General features: G+C 73.4%; 15 protein-coding genes. 4 read left to right on the top strand and 11 right to left on the bottom strand.

Features of this window, described 5'->3' with window-relative positions; all coding sequences use genetic code 11:
* Positions 1-236: 236 nt before the first annotated feature.
* Positions 237-833 carry a hypothetical protein gene (locus ACGFZP_RS23905; protein ID WP_392936428.1) on the top strand — a complete coding sequence of 199 codons (597 nt, stop codon included), beginning with the start codon at positions 237-239 and terminating at the stop codon, positions 831-833.
* Positions 834-960: 127 nt separating this feature from the next.
* On the opposite strand, the gene ACGFZP_RS23900 is transcribed toward ACGFZP_RS23905, so the two are convergent.
* The 6 genes from ACGFZP_RS23900 to ACGFZP_RS23875 all read right to left on the bottom strand — a co-directional run bounded on the left by ACGFZP_RS23900 (position 961) and on the right by ACGFZP_RS23875 (position 6362).
* Complete coding sequence (locus ACGFZP_RS23900) at positions 961-2001, bottom strand: bile acid:sodium symporter family protein (RefSeq protein ID WP_392936985.1); 1041 nt, start codon at positions 1999-2001, stop codon at positions 961-963.
* A 155-nt stretch (positions 2002-2156) separates the two neighbouring features.
* Complete coding sequence (locus ACGFZP_RS23895) at positions 2157-2504, bottom strand: hypothetical protein (RefSeq protein WP_392936425.1); 348 nt, start codon at positions 2502-2504, stop codon at positions 2157-2159.
* Positions 2501-3385 (bottom strand): oxaloacetate decarboxylase, encoded by an 885-nt coding sequence (locus ACGFZP_RS23890; protein ID WP_392936424.1) that lies wholly within the window; start codon positions 3383-3385, stop codon positions 2501-2503. The genes ACGFZP_RS23895 and ACGFZP_RS23890 overlap by 4 nt, the downstream gene beginning before the upstream one ends.
* A gap of 246 nt (positions 3386-3631) precedes the next feature.
* A complete protein-coding gene (locus tag ACGFZP_RS23885) occupies positions 3632-4657 on the bottom strand; it encodes an acyltransferase domain-containing protein (RefSeq protein ID WP_392936421.1) in 1026 nt (341 codons plus the stop codon).
* Between the two features lie 87 nt (positions 4658-4744).
* A complete protein-coding gene (locus tag ACGFZP_RS23880; protein WP_392936419.1) occupies positions 4745-5674 on the bottom strand; it encodes a class I SAM-dependent methyltransferase in 930 nt (309 codons plus the stop codon).
* Between the two features lie 148 nt (positions 5675-5822).
* Complete coding sequence (locus ACGFZP_RS23875; RefSeq protein ID WP_392936417.1) at positions 5823-6362, bottom strand: PadR family transcriptional regulator; 540 nt, start codon at positions 6360-6362, stop codon at positions 5823-5825.
* Between the two features lie 183 nt (positions 6363-6545).
* Between ACGFZP_RS23875 and ACGFZP_RS23870 the strand changes: the two genes are divergently transcribed.
* Positions 6546-7916: an MATE family efflux transporter gene (locus ACGFZP_RS23870; RefSeq protein WP_392936414.1), complete on the top strand. Its 1371-nt coding sequence runs from the start codon at positions 6546-6548 to the stop codon at positions 7914-7916.
* A 20-nt stretch (positions 7917-7936) separates the two neighbouring features.
* On the opposite strand, the gene ACGFZP_RS23865 is transcribed toward ACGFZP_RS23870, so the two are convergent.
* The 5 genes from ACGFZP_RS23865 to ACGFZP_RS23845 form a co-directional block, all read right to left on the bottom strand.
* Positions 7937-9319 (bottom strand): MFS transporter, encoded by a 1383-nt coding sequence (locus ACGFZP_RS23865; RefSeq protein WP_392936412.1) that lies wholly within the window; start codon positions 9317-9319, stop codon positions 7937-7939.
* Positions 9316-9906: a TetR/AcrR family transcriptional regulator gene (locus ACGFZP_RS23860; protein ID WP_392936411.1), complete on the bottom strand. Its 591-nt coding sequence runs from the start codon at positions 9904-9906 to the stop codon at positions 9316-9318. Before ACGFZP_RS23860 ends, ACGFZP_RS23865 begins: the two co-directional genes overlap by 4 nt.
* 298 nt (positions 9907-10204) lie before the next feature.
* On the bottom strand, positions 10205-11512 hold the full coding sequence (locus tag ACGFZP_RS23855) for a cation:proton antiporter (RefSeq protein WP_392936409.1): 1308 nt from the start codon (positions 11510-11512) through the stop codon (positions 10205-10207).
* A gap of 4 nt (positions 11513-11516) precedes the next feature.
* Positions 11517-12002, bottom strand: coding sequence for a cation:proton antiporter regulatory subunit (locus ACGFZP_RS23850; protein ID WP_392936407.1), 486 nt, complete (start codon positions 12000-12002; stop codon positions 11517-11519).
* Positions 12003-12385: 383 nt separating this feature from the next.
* Positions 12386-12562, bottom strand: coding sequence for an antitoxin (locus ACGFZP_RS23845; RefSeq protein ID WP_392936405.1), 177 nt, complete (start codon positions 12560-12562; stop codon positions 12386-12388).
* Between the two features lie 249 nt (positions 12563-12811).
* On the opposite strand from ACGFZP_RS23845, the gene ACGFZP_RS23840 reads away from it, so the two are divergent.
* Together ACGFZP_RS23840 and lpdA are read left to right on the top strand one after the other, a co-directional pair.
* A complete protein-coding gene (locus ACGFZP_RS23840; protein ID WP_392936983.1) occupies positions 12812-14311 on the top strand; it encodes a M28 family metallopeptidase in 1500 nt (499 codons plus the stop codon).
* 194 nt (positions 14312-14505) lie between these two features.
* Positions 14506-15915, top strand: a complete 1410-nt coding sequence (gene lpdA / locus ACGFZP_RS23835) for a dihydrolipoyl dehydrogenase (RefSeq protein ID WP_392936403.1) — start codon at positions 14506-14508, stop codon at positions 15913-15915.
* Positions 15916-15945 lie beyond the last annotated feature (30 nt).

Below are 15945 nucleotides of genomic sequence, written 5' to 3'. Positions count from 1 at the left end.
ACGATTTGAGACCGTTTGGAGGGCTGTACAGGATTGGCCGTCTCGGCGCCACGATTCCGCCGGACGATCACCACGACGGCCGTCACCGGCGCGCGTCACCTGACGCGAGCAGGCCGGTGAGCTCGGCGATCGCCTCGGGGGACGGCTAGGAGTGGCGGCGGACGTTGTCGGCATTCGCGTGCCTCGACCTGGCAGAACGAGAGTCGGAGCTTCCGGAGGCAGGTGTTGCCACCCCGATGAAGCAGGAGAAGGTGGCCGTGCCGGTCTCCGCTCCGGACGCAAGGCACTGTGCGACCGCTCCGCGACCCGGCAGCCGCACCTACGTCGAGTCGCTCGGTTTCCACGTGCGCGGCGGGAACGTGTCGCAGGCGGTCCTGGACCATCTGAACGACAACCGCCGCCACTACAGCCAGGCCGTGCGGGCCAACGCCGACGAGTTGACGCTCAGCCGCATCCTTGCCAACTACTCGTACACGCCGGCGGGCTCGAACGCCGCGCCGGTCCTGCTCGGCACGCTGCTGGACCCGAAGCCGATCGCCGCCACCGGCAACTACCTCGGCTTCAGGCTCAACACCATGAGCCAGGCGCTCACCAAGGGCATCGAAGCCGCCGCCGGCAACGACAAGGCCGCCGGCGAACGCGCGCAGGAGGCCCTGAAGACCGCCACCGAACACCTCCAGAAGATGACGCAGATCGCTGCCGACGCCATGACCACCCCGATCGACGGCAACCTGAGCGCCCTCGACGGCCTGCTGAACCAGGGCGGCAAGAAGGCCGGTGCGGACACCAAGCCCGATGCGCCGTCCACCGGCGGGTCCGCAGCCAAGGCCTGATCACCGCACCACACGGGTCCGGGCCGCCACCCGGACCCGCCCCGCCCGAACAGCAGCTGCACGCCGCCCTGCTGACCGAACGGTGCCGCGCGGTGCCGGGGCCTGTGCCGGGACCTGTGCCGGGACCTCACCCGGGAGCCTGCTGTCCGGCCGCCGGGCCGATTCGGGTCGGCGGGCCGGTGGCCGGATGCGTCGTGGTCGGCTGGTCATCGGTCGGTTGGTCGGATGGAGGGTCGGGCGGAGAGGTGTCGGCGGCGCGTGACCAGTGGCCGGCGAGCAGGGTGCCTGCGATCAGCTGGATCTGGTGGTACGCCATCAGCGGGAGGACCAGGAGTCCGGCCTGGGGCCCGAAGAGCACGGTGGCCATCGGCAGGCCGTTTGCGAGGCTCTTCTGTGAGCCGCAGAGGACGGCCGCGATCCCGGAGGCCCGGTCGAGGCCCAGGAGGTGCGCGCCGAGCCGGGCGCAGCCGAGGGCGGCGGCGAGCAGCGCGAGCAGGACGGCCAGCAGGCCGAGCAGGGCGGCCGGGGTCGCCCGGTGCCAGATGCCCGCGGCCATCGCCGCGCTGAAGGCGGTGTAGACGACCAGCAGGATCGAGCCCCGGTCGACCGGGGTGAGCAGCCGTTTGTGGCGGGTGAGGAACGCGCCGATGCGCGGGCGCAGCAACTGGCCGGCGAGGAAGGGCGCGAGCAGCTGGCCGCCGATGCGCAGCAGGCCGTCGGCGGACAGTGCGGTGTGCGATCCGAGCAGCCAGGCGGCCAGGAGCGGGGTGAGCAGGAGTCCGGCCAGGCTGGAGTAGGTGCCCGCGCAGATCGCGGCCGGGACGTGGCCGCGGGCGGCGGCGGTGAGCGCCACCGAGGACTGGACCGTCGACGGGACCAGGCAGAGGAACAGCACTCCCGTGCGCAGCTCCTCGGTCAGCGGATAGGGCGTCAGGGCGGCCGTGGCCAGCCCGAGCAGGGGGAAGAGGACGAAGGTGCAGGCCAGCACCAGTCCGTGCAGGCGCAGGTGGCGCAGCCCCGCCACGGTCTCGCGGGCGGAGAGCCGGGCTCCGTAGAGGAAGAACAGCAGGCCGACCGCGAGGTCGCAGGCCAGCTCGGCCACACGGGCGGCCGAGCCGGTGGCGGGCAGGGCCGCGGCGAGGGCGACGGTGGCCAGCAGGGCCGCCATGTACGGGTCCAGACCCCGCAGCCGGGTCCGGGACGGTGGCAGTGCGGGCCCGGGCCCGGCCGACAGGCCGACCGGGAAGCTCGGCACCCTCGGGTCCGCCGCGTCCGCCGGGGCGGGAGGCGGCAGGGCGGACCCGCGCTCCCGTCCGGCGCCGGTCATCTGCCGCCCCTGCCGCTCGGGATGGGGCGGCCGAGCCCCAACAGGCCGCCTGCCAGGCCTCCCGAGCCGTCGTGATCGCTGCCGGCGGCCCCGCTGCCCACCTGGAGGTTGCCCGTCCGGTCGATCTCCACCACCGAGTCCGCATGGGAGTTGTCGATCACCGTGATCAGGCTCCGCTCGGCCTGCGCCGACGGTACGCCGCAGACGAGCAGCACGCAGGCCCCGGCCAGGCCCGCGGCACCCGCCCGCCACCGGGTCGGGAGCCATCGCGCCGCCAGGCCGCGCACCGCCGTGCCGTGCGAAGCCTCACCGCGCGCCTCCGGGCCGCGTGCGGCGCGCCTCATGCCGTCACCGCCTCGCGGGGGCGCGGCCGGGCGATGTTGCGCTCCAGGAGCTCGGTGGACTCGCGCACGCCCACCTGGCGGCTGTCCCCTGCGGGGGCCGGCAGCCGGCCGTCCGCCACCTTCAGGCCGGCCAGCGCCTCGTCCATCGCGCGGTGCGCCGCGAACAGGCACGGTGTGCTGTAGATCGCGACGTCCACACCCAGCTCGTCCAGCTCCGACAGCGAGAGCCGGGGGGACTTGCCGCCGGCGATCTGGTTGAACAGCAGCGGCTTGCCGCCGACCACCTCGCGGATCCGCCGGATCCACTCCTCGCTGCGCACGCCGTCGACGAGCACCACGTCCGCATCGGTGGCGGCCAGGGCCTCGGCGCGCAGCAGGATGTCGCTCTCCTCGGTGGCGTCCGTCCGGGCCACCACGACGAGGTCCCCGCGGTTGGCGAGCACCAGGTTCAACTTCTCCAGGTACTCGGCGAGCGGCAGTACCTGCTTGCCGTCCGCGTGGCCGCAGCGGCGCGGCCGCTTCTGGTCCTCCAGGATGATCCCGGAGGCGCCGATCCGCTCCAGCCGGCGCACCACGTGGCAGGCGACCTCGGGATCGACGTAGCCGTCGTCGATGTCCACCAGGAGGTGGTGCTGCGGGAAGGCGCCGCGCAGCCGCTCGACGAAGGCGACCATGTCGGGCCAGGCGATGAAGCCGATATCGGGTAGGCCGTAGTAGGAGGCCGCGAATCCGAAACCGGAGACGAACATGCCGTCGTAGTGCTCGGCCGCGATGGAGGCCGAGTACATGTCGTACACGCCGATCAGAGGGGTGGTGCCGGGGGCCGCGATCTCTTCGCGGAGTCGCCGTCCGTGGTCCGATGCCGTGCCTGCGTGCAGCAATGCCTTCTCCTCACCTGTCGACGGGCACCCCAGGGGCGGGGTGCGGCGTCGCTCTGACGCTGCGTCCGCCCCGTGCGATGCCACGGAACTTTGCCTGGACTTGGCCATTTCTAGAACCAACTGAGGCCTTGTCACTATGCGGCCTTTAATGTTCCGTGGGCAAATCTTTAAGGCATTTTCCCTCGTGTGGGTGAGGTGAATTCAGATGAATAGGAATGTCTTACGAACGTGGGCCGATGGACCGGATCAGAGTTCCAGCCAGCCGCTGACGACGTGCCAGTGGCCGCCCCCGCGCAGGTGGTCGACCAGGGCGCGCTGTACGGCGGTGTCCCGCGGCAGCTCGGCCAGGGGGAGGCCCGGGTCGCGGAAGACGTACCGGAGCGGGTTCGCGTCGTCCGGCGGACCGGGCGGCCGCAGCGGGGTGAACCGCCGCTGGAACCGGATGATGTTCGAGTCCTCGGCGAGGTAGCGGCCGAGCTGCCCGTCCAGCAGCCAGGAGAAGATGCAGGCCGTCCGGTGCGGCTCCGCGGGGAAGTGCCGGGCGAAGAAGTCGCGCGCCAGGGCGAGCGAGCGGTCGCACGCCGCGGGGGAGAGCGGGCCGCAGTGGTCGGGCACGTGGATCTGGAGGGCCCACTCGCCGTACCCGGCCGCCACCGACTCCTCGGCGTCCTGGCCGGTGAGGCGTATCCGCTGGAACTGGAGCCGGCCGAGCTGGTAGAGCTCGCCCCGGAAGTGCAGGGTCAGCCACGCGGGGTTGCGCAGGCCGCCGCCGCCGCGCCAGCGGTTCACCGTCAGCTGTCGGCCCAGGTCCGCCAGGGTCATCCGGGACACCGCCGGGGTGATCCCCCGCGCCCGGTGGTAGGCCCGTGCGTGCGGCGCGAGCGCCACGATGAGCAGCGCGGAGAGGTATCCGGCCCCGTCGAACCCCTCCGGCCACCCACGGGGGAGCCCGGACGGACGGCCCACCGTGCCGATCGCCGCGAGCTGCCCGCGCAGGGCCTCGTCGAAGAGGGCGCGCAGCCCGCGGTCTCGGGCCAGTCGGCCGCGCGCCGAGAGAAGGGCGTTCACCTCGTCGAACGGCACCCCCAGTTCGAGCAGCGCCTGCGGCAGCTCGTCGCCGTCCGGCAGGAGCTCGGCGCTCGACAGGGCATCGCCGCTCGACAGGGCGTCGGCGCCTGACGGGACGTCGGCGCCTGGCAGGGCGTCGGCGCTCGGCGGTTCATCGGTGTTCGGCAGTGCATCGGTGTTCGACGGTGTGAACGGCTCCACCATGCCCCCTCGGTCCCGACCGGTCGGCGGCCGGACCCGCTGGGAACCGGCCGGGGCCGACGATACCGGGGGGGGCCGAACGGCCCGGGCTCAGCCCGCCCGCAGCGCCCGGCGGCCGCGCAGGGAACTCAGCAGCTGCCGGGCGGCCCGGGTCGCCGCGGGCGGCAGAAGGTCCAGCGCGAGCCTGCGCGGGAGCGAGCGCCGGGCCGGCGCCGCGGACGGCCCGTTCCGGTGGTTCAGCCGGATGACCAGGCCCCCGGCGATGGTGTCCTCGTCCACGGTGTAGCCCTCGGCCTGCCAGTCGCGGGCGAGCAGCGTCTGCTGGGCCTGCGCCGGATCGCCCCACGTCCCGTAGAACTTCATCGGGGTGAGCAGCACCGGCCGCAGGCCGCCGGTGAACACCGCCTCCCAGACGGCCGCCGAGACGCCGGGGGTGTGCTCGGACCGGTAGTCGTCGAGCGCCACCAGGCCGTCCGCGGCCAACGCCAGGCGGGCCACCTCGATGTCCCCGGCCACGTGTTCGTACAGGTGGGAGGCGTCGACGTGGACGAAGCGGCAGCTGCCGTCCGGGATCCGCCGGTCGGCCAGCAGCGAGGTCGGTCCCTGGACGATCTCCGGCAGTTCCGGGTGGAAGGCCAGGTAGTTGGCCTCGAAGGCGCTTCTGGTGAGGGTCCTGCGGTAGGACATCACCATCTCGGCGGCGTTGTCGGCGTCGCCTGCGTCGGAGTCGAACAGGTCGCAGACGGTCAGCCGCTCGCCCGGCTGGAGCCGCTCGCCCAGCAGGACGGCGCTGCGGCCGAGGTAGGTGCCCAGTTCGAGGATGTCCCCGGTGAGGCCCGCCGTGCTCTGGGCGGTCAGGAAGTGGGTGAAGGCCTCCTGGTCGACCGTGAAGAACCAGCCGGGGATGCCGTCCGGCGTCAGCCGTGGCCGAGGGGAGGCCGTACGGAGGGACCTCCCGGCCCGGGCGGCTCCGGAGCGGGTGGTCGCCGCTTCGGCGGTTCCGGTGTCGGCACTGGGCACGGAGGCCTCCTGAGGTGCGGGTACGGTCCGGCGTACGGCTCGTCGGCCGCCGCTGCCGTGGTGTGAGGCGGATCATCTTAGCCACGGTCGACCCGGGTTGCGCCCGATGCGTCACGAGGTGTTTCCGGTGCGGCGCAAGGTCGGTGGGTCAGGGCGCGGAGGAGGCCTCCAGCGCTGCGATCGTCTCGGTGAGCCAGGCCCGTTCGGCCGCCCCGGAGGCCCGTGCGACCAGCAGCATGCCCCGCCGGAACGGGTTCGGCTCCTGCTCGGCGGAGACCGGCCGGCCGGCCGCGTCGTAGAAGAAGCTGCTCGGCGCCTCCAGGAACGCCAGTCGGCGCCGCAGGACGGCGGCCTGCCGGACCGGATCGGCCAGGCGGTCGAGGAAGGCCGCGACGGTGAAGAAGCGGATCTGGTCGGAGATCTCCACCTCGGCCGGATCGGCCAGCCGGCGCTCCAGCTCGGCCCGGCCCTCGGCGGTCAGCTCCAGGACCTGCCGGGGCACCGCGCCGCTGCCCGGCTCGCTGCGGCGCAGCAGCAGTCCGGCCTTCTCCAGGCGGGTGAGGGCGGGGTAGAGCGCGCCGTCGCTGACCGGCCGGATGTGGCCGGTCAGGCCGGTGATACGGGACTTCAGCTCGTAGCCGTGCAGCGGTTCGGCGTGGAGGAAGCCCAGGATCGCGAGGGTCAGCACGGTCGAAGCCCTTTCGTCGTCGCGCGCTCCGTCGTCCGCCGATCTTACCTCTTGCCGATGTGCATCGATTCGATGTATCTCTATTCGAGGCAACGTCGCGGCAAGCGGCCTGGACGAACGGCCTGGACGAACGGCCTGGACGAACGACCGCGGCGAACGACCGCGGTGGGCGGAGGGGGATTCATGCGGGGGCATCTGCCGAGACTGATCACACTGGCGGGACCGGTCTACGCCGAACTCCTGTCGAACGTCCTCGCCACGGTGGTCGGCACCTTCTGGGTGGCAGGCCTCGGCGGAGCCGCCGTCGCGGCCGTCACCCTGGCGGGGACCGTGGAGAACCTCCTGCTCGGCCTGGTGCTGGTGGTCGCCTCCGGCACCAGCCTGCGGCTCTCCCGGGCGCTCGGCGCCGCCGACCACACCTCGGCGGGGCAAACGGCCCGCGCCGCCTGGCGGCTCTGCGCACTCGGCAGCGTCCTGCTGTCCGTCCCCGGGTTCCTGCTGCGCGAGCGGCTGGCCGGGGCGTTCCTGGACGGACCGGCCGCCGGGCTCGCCGCCGACTACCTCGCGATCGCCTTCCCCGCGTTCGCACTCTTCTTCGGCCAGCGCGTCGCCGACGAACTCTGGAAGGGGGCCGGCGACACCCGGACGCCGATGCGGATCGCGCTGCTCTCCAACGCCCTGCTGCTCCTGCTCGACCCGCTGCTGATCCTCGGCCCGGGGCCGCTCCCGGCGCTCGGTGTCCCGGGAGCGGCGCTCGCCCTGACCGCCTCGCGCGCCGTCGCCCTCGCCGTCACGGCGGTGGTCCGGCGGCGCCGGCGGCTGCCCGCGGCCCCGGCGGCCGCCCCGAAGGCCGGGGGATCGCCGTCCGGGGGACGGTCGGCGATGCGCCGGGTGGTGGCCGCCGGTGCGCCCTTCGGCCTGGACTTCACCGCCCGGATGGGCGTGGGCGCCGCACAGCTCGGACTGGTCGCGGCCTTCGGTGTCCCGGCGGTGGCGGGGTACGGGGTCGGCTACCGCGTGCTGCTGATCGTCACCATGGCGTTCTACGCCGTCCGTCAGGCCGCCGCGATCGAGGCCGCCCGGCTCGCCGGAGCGGGTGACGGAGCGGCCCTGCGCGCCCTGGGCCGGGACACCGCACGCCTCGCCGGGGTGCTCGGGGCGGGCGCGGCCGTGCTGTGCGCGACGCTGGCCGTCCCCGTCACGGCGTTGTTCACCGACGATCCGGCGGTGGCCGGCCAGTCGGTCGGCTTCCTGCGGATGGTCGGCCTCTACCTGCTCCCGTACGCCCTGGTGGTCGCCCTCGGCGGGGTCCACCAGGCGGCGGGCGCCGGACGGTCGCTGGTGGCGGCCGTCCTGGTCGGGCTCACGGCCCAACTCGCCTCCGCCGCCGCCCTGTCCGGTCCGCTCGGCGTGCACGGCATCTGGGCCGGGATGACCGTCGGCGCCGTCGCCCAGCTGGCCCTGCTGCACCTGTTGACGCGAGGGCGGCGGACGCCCGCGCGGGCGGTGGGCGGGGAGGCGGAGGGTGCGCCGGTCGTGGCGGCGGCGGAGTGAGGGGACGGCCGCCCGGCCGATCAGGGCGCCGCGGTGGCCGTCCGGGTCCGGTTCGGGCCGGGGAGGTGAACGGTGAGCAGCGCGCCGGCCGCGGACACGGCGGCCAGTGCCAGCAGGGCCGGGCCCAGCGCGGTGACCAGCGCCTCGCCGCCGACCAGGGTGGTCGCGGCGGCGGTGCCGAGGGCCGGGCCGACGTTCATCGCGGTCTGCTGGAGCCCGCCGGCCACCCCCGCGTCGGCCACCGAGGCGTCGCGCACGATCACGGCCGTGGCGGTGACCATGACCGTCCCGAACCCCGCGCCCAGCAGCACGAAGCAGCCGCCGATCACGACCGGGCCGGAGGACCCGTCGAGCCGGGAGGCCAGCGCCGCGCCGACCGTGATCAGCGCCATCCCCGCTCCGGTGGTCCACCGGGCTCCGCGGCGTCTGATCAGCGCGGGCGCGACCGGGGCGGCGAGCACCATCAGCACGGCGAGCGGCAGCGCCTGCAGCCCGCTCTGCAACGGGTCGAGCCCGAGGACGTCCTGGAGGAAGTAGGTGCCCAGGAACAGCACCCCGAAGAGCGTCGCGGAGGCCGTCAGCAGCACGCCGAGCGCCGAGACGAGGGTGGTCGACCGCAGGACGGCGGGCGGCAGCAGCGGACTCGCCGCGCGCCGCTCGTGCCGGGCGAACCAGCACCCCGCCGCCACCGCGGCGGCCAGCCCGAAGGCGGTGGCCGTCGTCCAGCCGTGCTCGGGGATCCCGACCAGCGTGTGCACCAGACAGGCCAGTGCCACCGCGAGCAGGCCCGCACCCGGCAGGTCGAGCCCCGCCGTGCGGTCGGCCGATGGCTGCGGCACCCGGACCACGAGGGCCAGCAGGCCGGCCGCGACGGCGGGCACGGCGGTGAGGAAGAACACCGACCGCCAGCCGAGTTGGTCGGTCAGCGCGCCGCCGACCACCGGGCCGGCGGCCGCGGCCAGGCCGATCGCACTGGTGCGCAGCGCGATCGGCATGGCGAGCCGGTCGGCAGGGTAGGCGGCCCGCAGCATGCCGAGGGTGGCGGGCTGCAGCAGCGCGCCGCAGACGCCCTGGGCGACGCGCAGGGCGATCACCCAGCCGACGCCGGGCGCGAGGCCGATGCCCGCGGAGGTGACCGCGAAGCCCAGGATGCCCAGGGCGAAGAGCCGTTGGTGTCCGTAGCGGTCGCCGAGCCGCCCGGCCAGGACGAGCAGGCAGGCCACCGCGATCAGATAGGCCGTGCTGGTCCACTGCACCGCGACGAGGGAGGCGTCCAGGTCGTGCTGCATGCGCGGTCGGGCGACGATCAGGACCGTCCCGTCCAGTGCGACGATCGCCGCCCCGGTGATGCTTCCGGCCAGGGTCAGCCGCTGCGCCCGGGTGTGGCTCGCGCGCGGGCTCACTGGGCCGCCGGACCGAGGTGGGCGTCCAGGGCGGCGCGCAGCAGTGGTTCGACGTCCTCGCCGCCGGTGGCGAGCCGGAGGGCGCCCCAGGACCGGAGTTGGGCGAGCCCGTGCAGGTTGGCCCAGAGCGCGGCGGCGACCACCGGCGGCTCGGCGCCGGAGGGCGGCCGTACAGCGGCGACGAGGCGGACGAGGGTCTCGAAGAGCGGCAGGGTGGTCTGCCGCAGGCCGAGTCCGCTGTCCTCCAGGAGGTCGTGGCGGAACATCAGCTCGAACATGCCGGGGTTGGCGGCCGCGAAGTCCAGGTAGCCGCGGGAGAGCGCCGCGATGCGGGTCCGCGGGTCCGTGCCGTCGTCGGCGCCCTGGCCCGCGAGGCCGACGGCGGTGGCGAGCTCGGCGAAGCCCTGTCGGGCGATGGCCGACAGCAGTTCGACGTGGGTGGCGAAGTGGCGGCGGGGCGCGCCGTGCGAGACGCCGGCGTGGCGGGCGATCTCGCGCAGGGTGAGCGCGTGGACGCCCTCCCTGGTCACCAGATCGACCCCGGCCGCCACCAGGCGGGCGCGCAGGCCTGAGTCCTGATCAGTCATGGACACTGTCTACCAGCGTGGCGTAGACAGTGTCTACTCGATGGCCCGGGGGTGCCCGGGGGAGAATCGACGACATGGGTGAAGGCGGCGAGTCGGCCTGTTGGCTGGACCGGGTGTGCGAGGAGTGCGGCAGGCTGCGCGAGCGGCCGGGGCCGGGGCCCTGTGAGTTCTGCGGGTACCGCGGCGACGGGCCCGGAGGACCCGTGGAGCCCGCAGGGCCCGACGGCACCGCGGACCGCGGCGGCGAGGGTGCTGCGCCCCGGGCGGGTCGCGAGGGCTGACCCGCCCGGGGCGCCGGTCAGTGAGACAGGCCGGTGACGGGGTCGGCCTGCGGCTGCTCCCCAGGTCCGGAGAGCACGCCGCCGGGCTGTTCCAGCACGGGCTGCTCTGCGAAGGGCTGGTCCGGGGCGGCTGCGGCACCCCGCGCCGCCGGGGACCAGCGCCCGCGCCGGCGCAGTGCGCCCAGCCGCTCCACCGCGGGCTGGGTGTACCGGGCCGCGAGCGGGCCGGTGACCACCAGGATCAGCACGTACGCCGTGGCCAGCGGTCCGAGGCCCGGTTCGATACCCGCCGTGACGGCCAGACCGGCGATCACGATGGAGAACTCGCCGCGGGAGACCAGCGCCCCGCCGGCCCGCCAGCGGCCGCGTTCCGCGATACCGGCCCGGCGTGCCGCCCAGTACCCGGTGGCGACCTTGGTGAGCGCGGTGACCAGGGCCAGCAGCAGCGCCGGGAGCAGGACCGGCGGAATGCTCGCGGGGTTGGTGCTCAGCCCGAAGAAGACGAAGAAGACCGCCGCGAAGAGGTCCCGCAGCGGGCTGAGCAGGGTGTGCGCGCCCTCGGCGGCCTCCCCGGACAGCGCGATGCCGACCAGGAACGCCCCGACCGCGGCCGACACCTGGAGCTGCTGGGCGATGCCCGCGACGAGCAGGGTGAGCCCGAGGACGACCAGCAGCAGCTTCTCCGGGTCGTCGTGGGAGACGAACTTCGAGATCAGCCGCCCGTAACGGAGCGCGACGAAGAGCACCGCACCGGCCGTGGCGAGCGCGATGGCGAGGGTGATCGAGCCCGCGAGGAGTCCGGCCCCGGCCAGCAGCGCGGTGAGGATCGGCAGGTAGACGGCCATCGCCAGGTCCTCCAGCACCAGGATGCTGAGGATCACCGGGGTCTCCCGGTTGCCGAGCCGCCCGAGGTCGCCGAGCACCTTGGCGATCACCCCGGAGGAGGAGATCCAGGTGACGCCCGCCAGGACGACGGCCGCGACCGGTCCCCAGCCGAGCAGCAGGGCGGCCGCCGCGCCGGGCAGCGCGTTCAGCAGGAAGTCCACGGCGCCGGCCGGGTACTGGGCCTTGAGGTTGGTCACCAGGTCGGCCGCGGTGTACTCCAGACCCAGCATCAGCAGCAGCAGGACCACGCCGATCTCTGCGCCGGTGGCGACGAACTCCTCGCTCGCGCTGAGCGGCAGCAGTCCGCCCTGGCCGAAGGCCAGCCCGCCGAGCAGGTAGAGCGGGATGGGCGAGAAGCCGTACCGGCCGGCTATTCGCCCGAGCAGGCCGAGGACCAGGATGACCGAGCCGAGTTCGATGAAGACGCTCGCGGTGTGCATCCGATCACTCCCTGTCCAGGATCGCCGCGGCGGCGTCGACGCCCTCGCGGGTGCCGATGACGATCAGGGTGTCCCCGCCGGCCAGCCGGAAGTCCGGGGCGGGCGAGGGGACGGCCCCGGTGCGGCGCAGCACGGCGACGATCGAGGCGCCGGTGGCGGTCCGCATCCGGGTCTCGCCGAGCAGCCGGCCGTTCCAGTGGGAGGTGCCCGTCACCGGGATGCGCTCGGCGACCAGGCCGAGGTCGGTGGTGTGCAGCAGGCCCGGGCTGTGGTGAGCGGGCGTCAGGGCGTCCACCAGGGCGGCGGACTCCTCCGCCGTCAGCCGGAAGGCCTGCGAGCAGGCGTCGGGGTCGTCCGAGCGGTAGGCGTTGAGGCTCCGTGAGCCGTCCCGGTGTGCGATGACGGACAGGTGCCGCTGTTCTCGGGTCGTCAGGTCGTACTGCACTCCGACGCCGGGCAGGGCGGTGGTCCGGACACGGGGAATCGACACGGCGGCTGTCCTCTCGTCAGGGCTTCCCGCTGGCGTGTGCGGCTGCACCGGTGCACGGTCCGGCCCGGCGGGCGACACGGGGGGCCGTGTCGCGCCGCCTGCGACACGCGGAAGCACTACCGGGACAATAGTAATGAGTATGTAAAGTCCCGTTCGGGACGGGGGTCGTTCGACGGCGTCCGACCGTGCCGGGGAGGCGCCCGGGCGCGGCCTGCCGAGCGCGCGCGGAGGGCCGATCCCGTCGCCGGGCCGCGGTGCCGGGACAGGGCCTACGGGCGGGAAACGTGCGTCACCCCGGTCCGGACGCGGAGGTCGGGCCGGGGTGACGGGCTGTAGGGGCGCTGAGCTACTGGGCGGTTCGAGGTGCCGGGCTGCCGGGAGGGCTACTGCGGCGGCTGGTCGCGGAACTGCTCCTTCATCTTCTCCTGCGCGGTGTCGACATGGCCGCTGTACTTGCCCTGGGTCCGGTCGTCCACGGCGTCGCCCGCCTTGTCGACGGCCTTGTCGGCCTGGTCCTCGTGGCCCTTCAGCATGTTCTTGATCTTTTCCATCATGGACATTCGGTCACACTCCTGGATGAGACGGCCCCACCCCTCCAGCATCACCGTGCCACCGGATGTCCGCATCCGGTCAGCTTGTGCGCCGGACTTGGCAAGGTCGCGACGAGCATGTCAAATCGGGAGTCCCACGGACTCTCGGAAGGACTCGCCTTGAACGCTCGGACCCGCGGCCTCAGCGCTCGGACCCGCCGTCTGACCTCTTCGCCGGGATCGGCTCGCAGGACCGCCGGTCGCGCCGCCGGCGCCGCCCTGGCGGTGGCCGCGCTGGTCACCCCGGTGCTGCTGGTCGGCGCCGGGACCGCCGCCGCCGACCCCGACCCGGCCCGGAAGGGGGCGAAGCTGGCCGCGAAGCTCGTCGACGAGAGCAACGCCCGGGACGCGTACGACATCCTGAAGACCTTCCAGCGGTTCGCCGACCGGAACGGCGGCACCCGGGTCGCGGGCTCGCGGGGCCACGAGGAGTCGGCCCGCTACGTGTACGAGCAGGCGCGCCAGGCCGGGCTCAAGGTGTCCAGGCAGGAGTTCGAGTACACCTTCTTCGAGGCGCTCTCGGAGCAGCTGAAGGTGGTCTCGCCGCAGGCCGAGAGCGTTCCGGTGATCGCGATGACGTACTCGGTCGGCGGACCGGCCTCCGGGCTCACCGCCGACCTCGCGGTCGTCCCGGTCGACGACACCACCGGCTGCGAGGCGGGCGACTACGCGGCCGGCGCGTTCACCGGGAAGGTCGCGCTGATCAAGCGCGGCGGCTGCCCCTTCGCGGCCAAGCAGGCGGCCGCGGCGGCCGCCGGGGCGGCGGGGGCGATCATCTACAACAACACCGACGGCGACCTCAACGGCACCCTCGGCGAACCGGATGCCGGCCGGGTCCCGACCGGCGGGATCACCAAGGCCGCGGGGGAGGCCCTGGCCGCGAAGGCCGCCGCCGGGCCGGTCTCGGTGAACCTGGACATCCGCACCTTCATGGAGAAGCGCAAGACCTGGAACGTCATCGCCGAGACCCGCGGCGGCGACGAGAACAACACCGTCTTCATCGGCTCCCACCTCGACTCGGTCGCGGCGGGCCCCGGCATCAACGACAACGGCTCCGGCTCGGCGGGCATCCTGGAGGTCGCCAGGAACCTGGGCACCCGGCAGGTGCAGAACAAGGTGAAGTTCGCCTGGTGGTCGGCCGAGGAGTTCGGCCTCAAGGGCTCCGAGGCGTACGTCGACTCGCTCTCCGACGCCGAGAAGAAGAAGATCAGGCTCTACCTGAACTTCGACATGATCGCCTCGCCCAACTACGCCCAGTTCGTCTACGACGGCGACGACTCCGACCACGTCGGCGCGGGCCCCGGCCCGGCGGGATCGGCGCAGCTGGAGCGGAACATCACCAAGTACCTGGACGGCCGGCGCAAGCCCCACGAGGGCACCGACTTCACCGGCCGCTCCGACTACGGCCCGTTCATCGAGGCGGGCATCCCGGCGGGCGGCACCGACACGGGTGCCGAGGTCATCAAGTCCGCGGCGCAGGCGGCGCGATACGGCGGCACCGCCGGGGTGGCGTTCGACAAGTGCTACCACAAGGCCTGTGACAACCTCGGCAACCTGGACCGCGGCGCCTTCGACGTCAACATCGACGTGATCGCCAACGCCGTCGGCACCTACGCCTGGGACCTCTCCTCGCTGTACGCGCCGGTCGCGCCCGAGCACACCGACGGCCAGGCCGGCAGCGGCGGCGGGCTGCAGGACGGCCACGAGGTGGCGTCCTGACCGCCTGACGGTTGAGCCACAACGGTGCGGCGGACCTCCCGGCGAGGACCGCCGCACCGTTGCGGCTCCGGGGTGCCGCTCCTGGCCGGTCGGGAGGCAGGCACGGGGAGGGGTCCGATGGGTGCGCCGCGACCGCTCCTGACACCATGGCTCCTAGATCACGTCACCGTGACACCCTCGGAGGAGTCAGCACCATGAGCAGCACGCACTACGACGTCGTCGTCCTCGGCGCAGGCCCCGGCGGCTACACCGCCGCCGTCCGCGCCTCCCAGCTCGGACTGCGCGCCGCCGTCATCGAGGCCAAGTACTGGGGCGGGGTCTGCCTGAACGTCGGCTGCATCCCCTCGAAGGCGCTGCTGCGCAATGCCGAGCTGGCGCACATCTTCACCAAGGAGGCCAAGACCTTCGGAATCAAGGTCGAGGGCACGGTCAGCTTCGACTTCGGCGAGGCCTTCCGCCGCAGCCGCACCGTCGCCGACGGCCGGGTCAAGGGCGTCCACTACCTGATGAAGAAGAACGGCATCACGGAGTACGACGGCCGCGGCACCTTCGTCGACGACCGCACCCTCCAGGTGGCGCTCACCGGCGGCGGCTTCGAGGTCATCACCTTCGACCACTGCATCATCGCCGCCGGCGCCACCACCCGCCTGCTGCCCGGCACCAGCCTCAGCGACCGCGTGGTCACCTACGAGGAGCAGATCCTCACCGAGGAGCTGCCCGAGAGCATCATCATCGCGGGCGCGGGCGCCATCGGCGTCGAGTTCGCGTACGTGCTGCACAACTACGGGGTCAAGGTCACCATCGTCGAGTACCTGGACCGGATGGTCCCGCTCGAGGACGCCGAGGTCTCGGCGGAGCTGGCCAAGCAGTACCGCAAGCTCGGCATCGAGGTGCTCACCTCCACCCGCGTCGACGCCATCGACGACAAGGACCCGGCCGCCAAGGTCAGGGTCACCGTCACCCGCGACGGGCAGCAGCAGATCCTGGAGGCCGACAAGGTCCTCCAGGCGATCGGCTTCGCCCCGCGCGTCAACGGCTACGGCCTGGAGAACACCGGCGTCAAGCTCACCGAGCGCGGCGCGATCGCCGTCGACGGCCGCGGCCGCACCAACGTCGAGCACATCTTCGCCATCGGCGACGTCACCGCCAAGCTGATGCTCGCCCACGCCGCCGAGTCCATGGCCGTGATCGCCGCCGAGACCATCGCCGGTGCGGAGACCATGGAGCTGGACTTCGTGATGATCCCGCGCGCCACCTACTGCCAGCCGCAGATCGCCAGCTTCGGCTACACCGAGGCCCAGGCCCGCGAGCAGGGGTACGACGTCAAGGTCGCCAAGTTCCCGTTCACGGCCAACGGCAAGGCACACGGCCTCGGCCACCCGATCGGCTTCGTCAAGGTCATCAGCGACGCCAGGTACGGCGAGCTGCTCGGCGCCCACCTGATCGGCCCCGAGGTCACCGAGCTGCTGCCCGAGCTGACCCTCGCCCAGCAGTGGGACCTCACCGTGCACGAGGTCGCCCGCAACGTCCACGCCCACCCGACCCTGGGCGAGGCGGTCAAGGAGGCGATCCACGGCCTGGCCGGACACATGATCAACATGTGACGCCGGATCCGCCGGCAGGGCCCGCCCGTT

The organism is Kitasatospora sp. NPDC048239 (genome assembly GCF_043202015.1).
GTDB lineage: Bacteria > Actinomycetota > Actinomycetes > Streptomycetales > Streptomycetaceae > Kitasatospora.
Note: the sequence above shows the minus strand (reverse complement) of the source record. Positions and strands in the feature narration are given on the sequence as shown.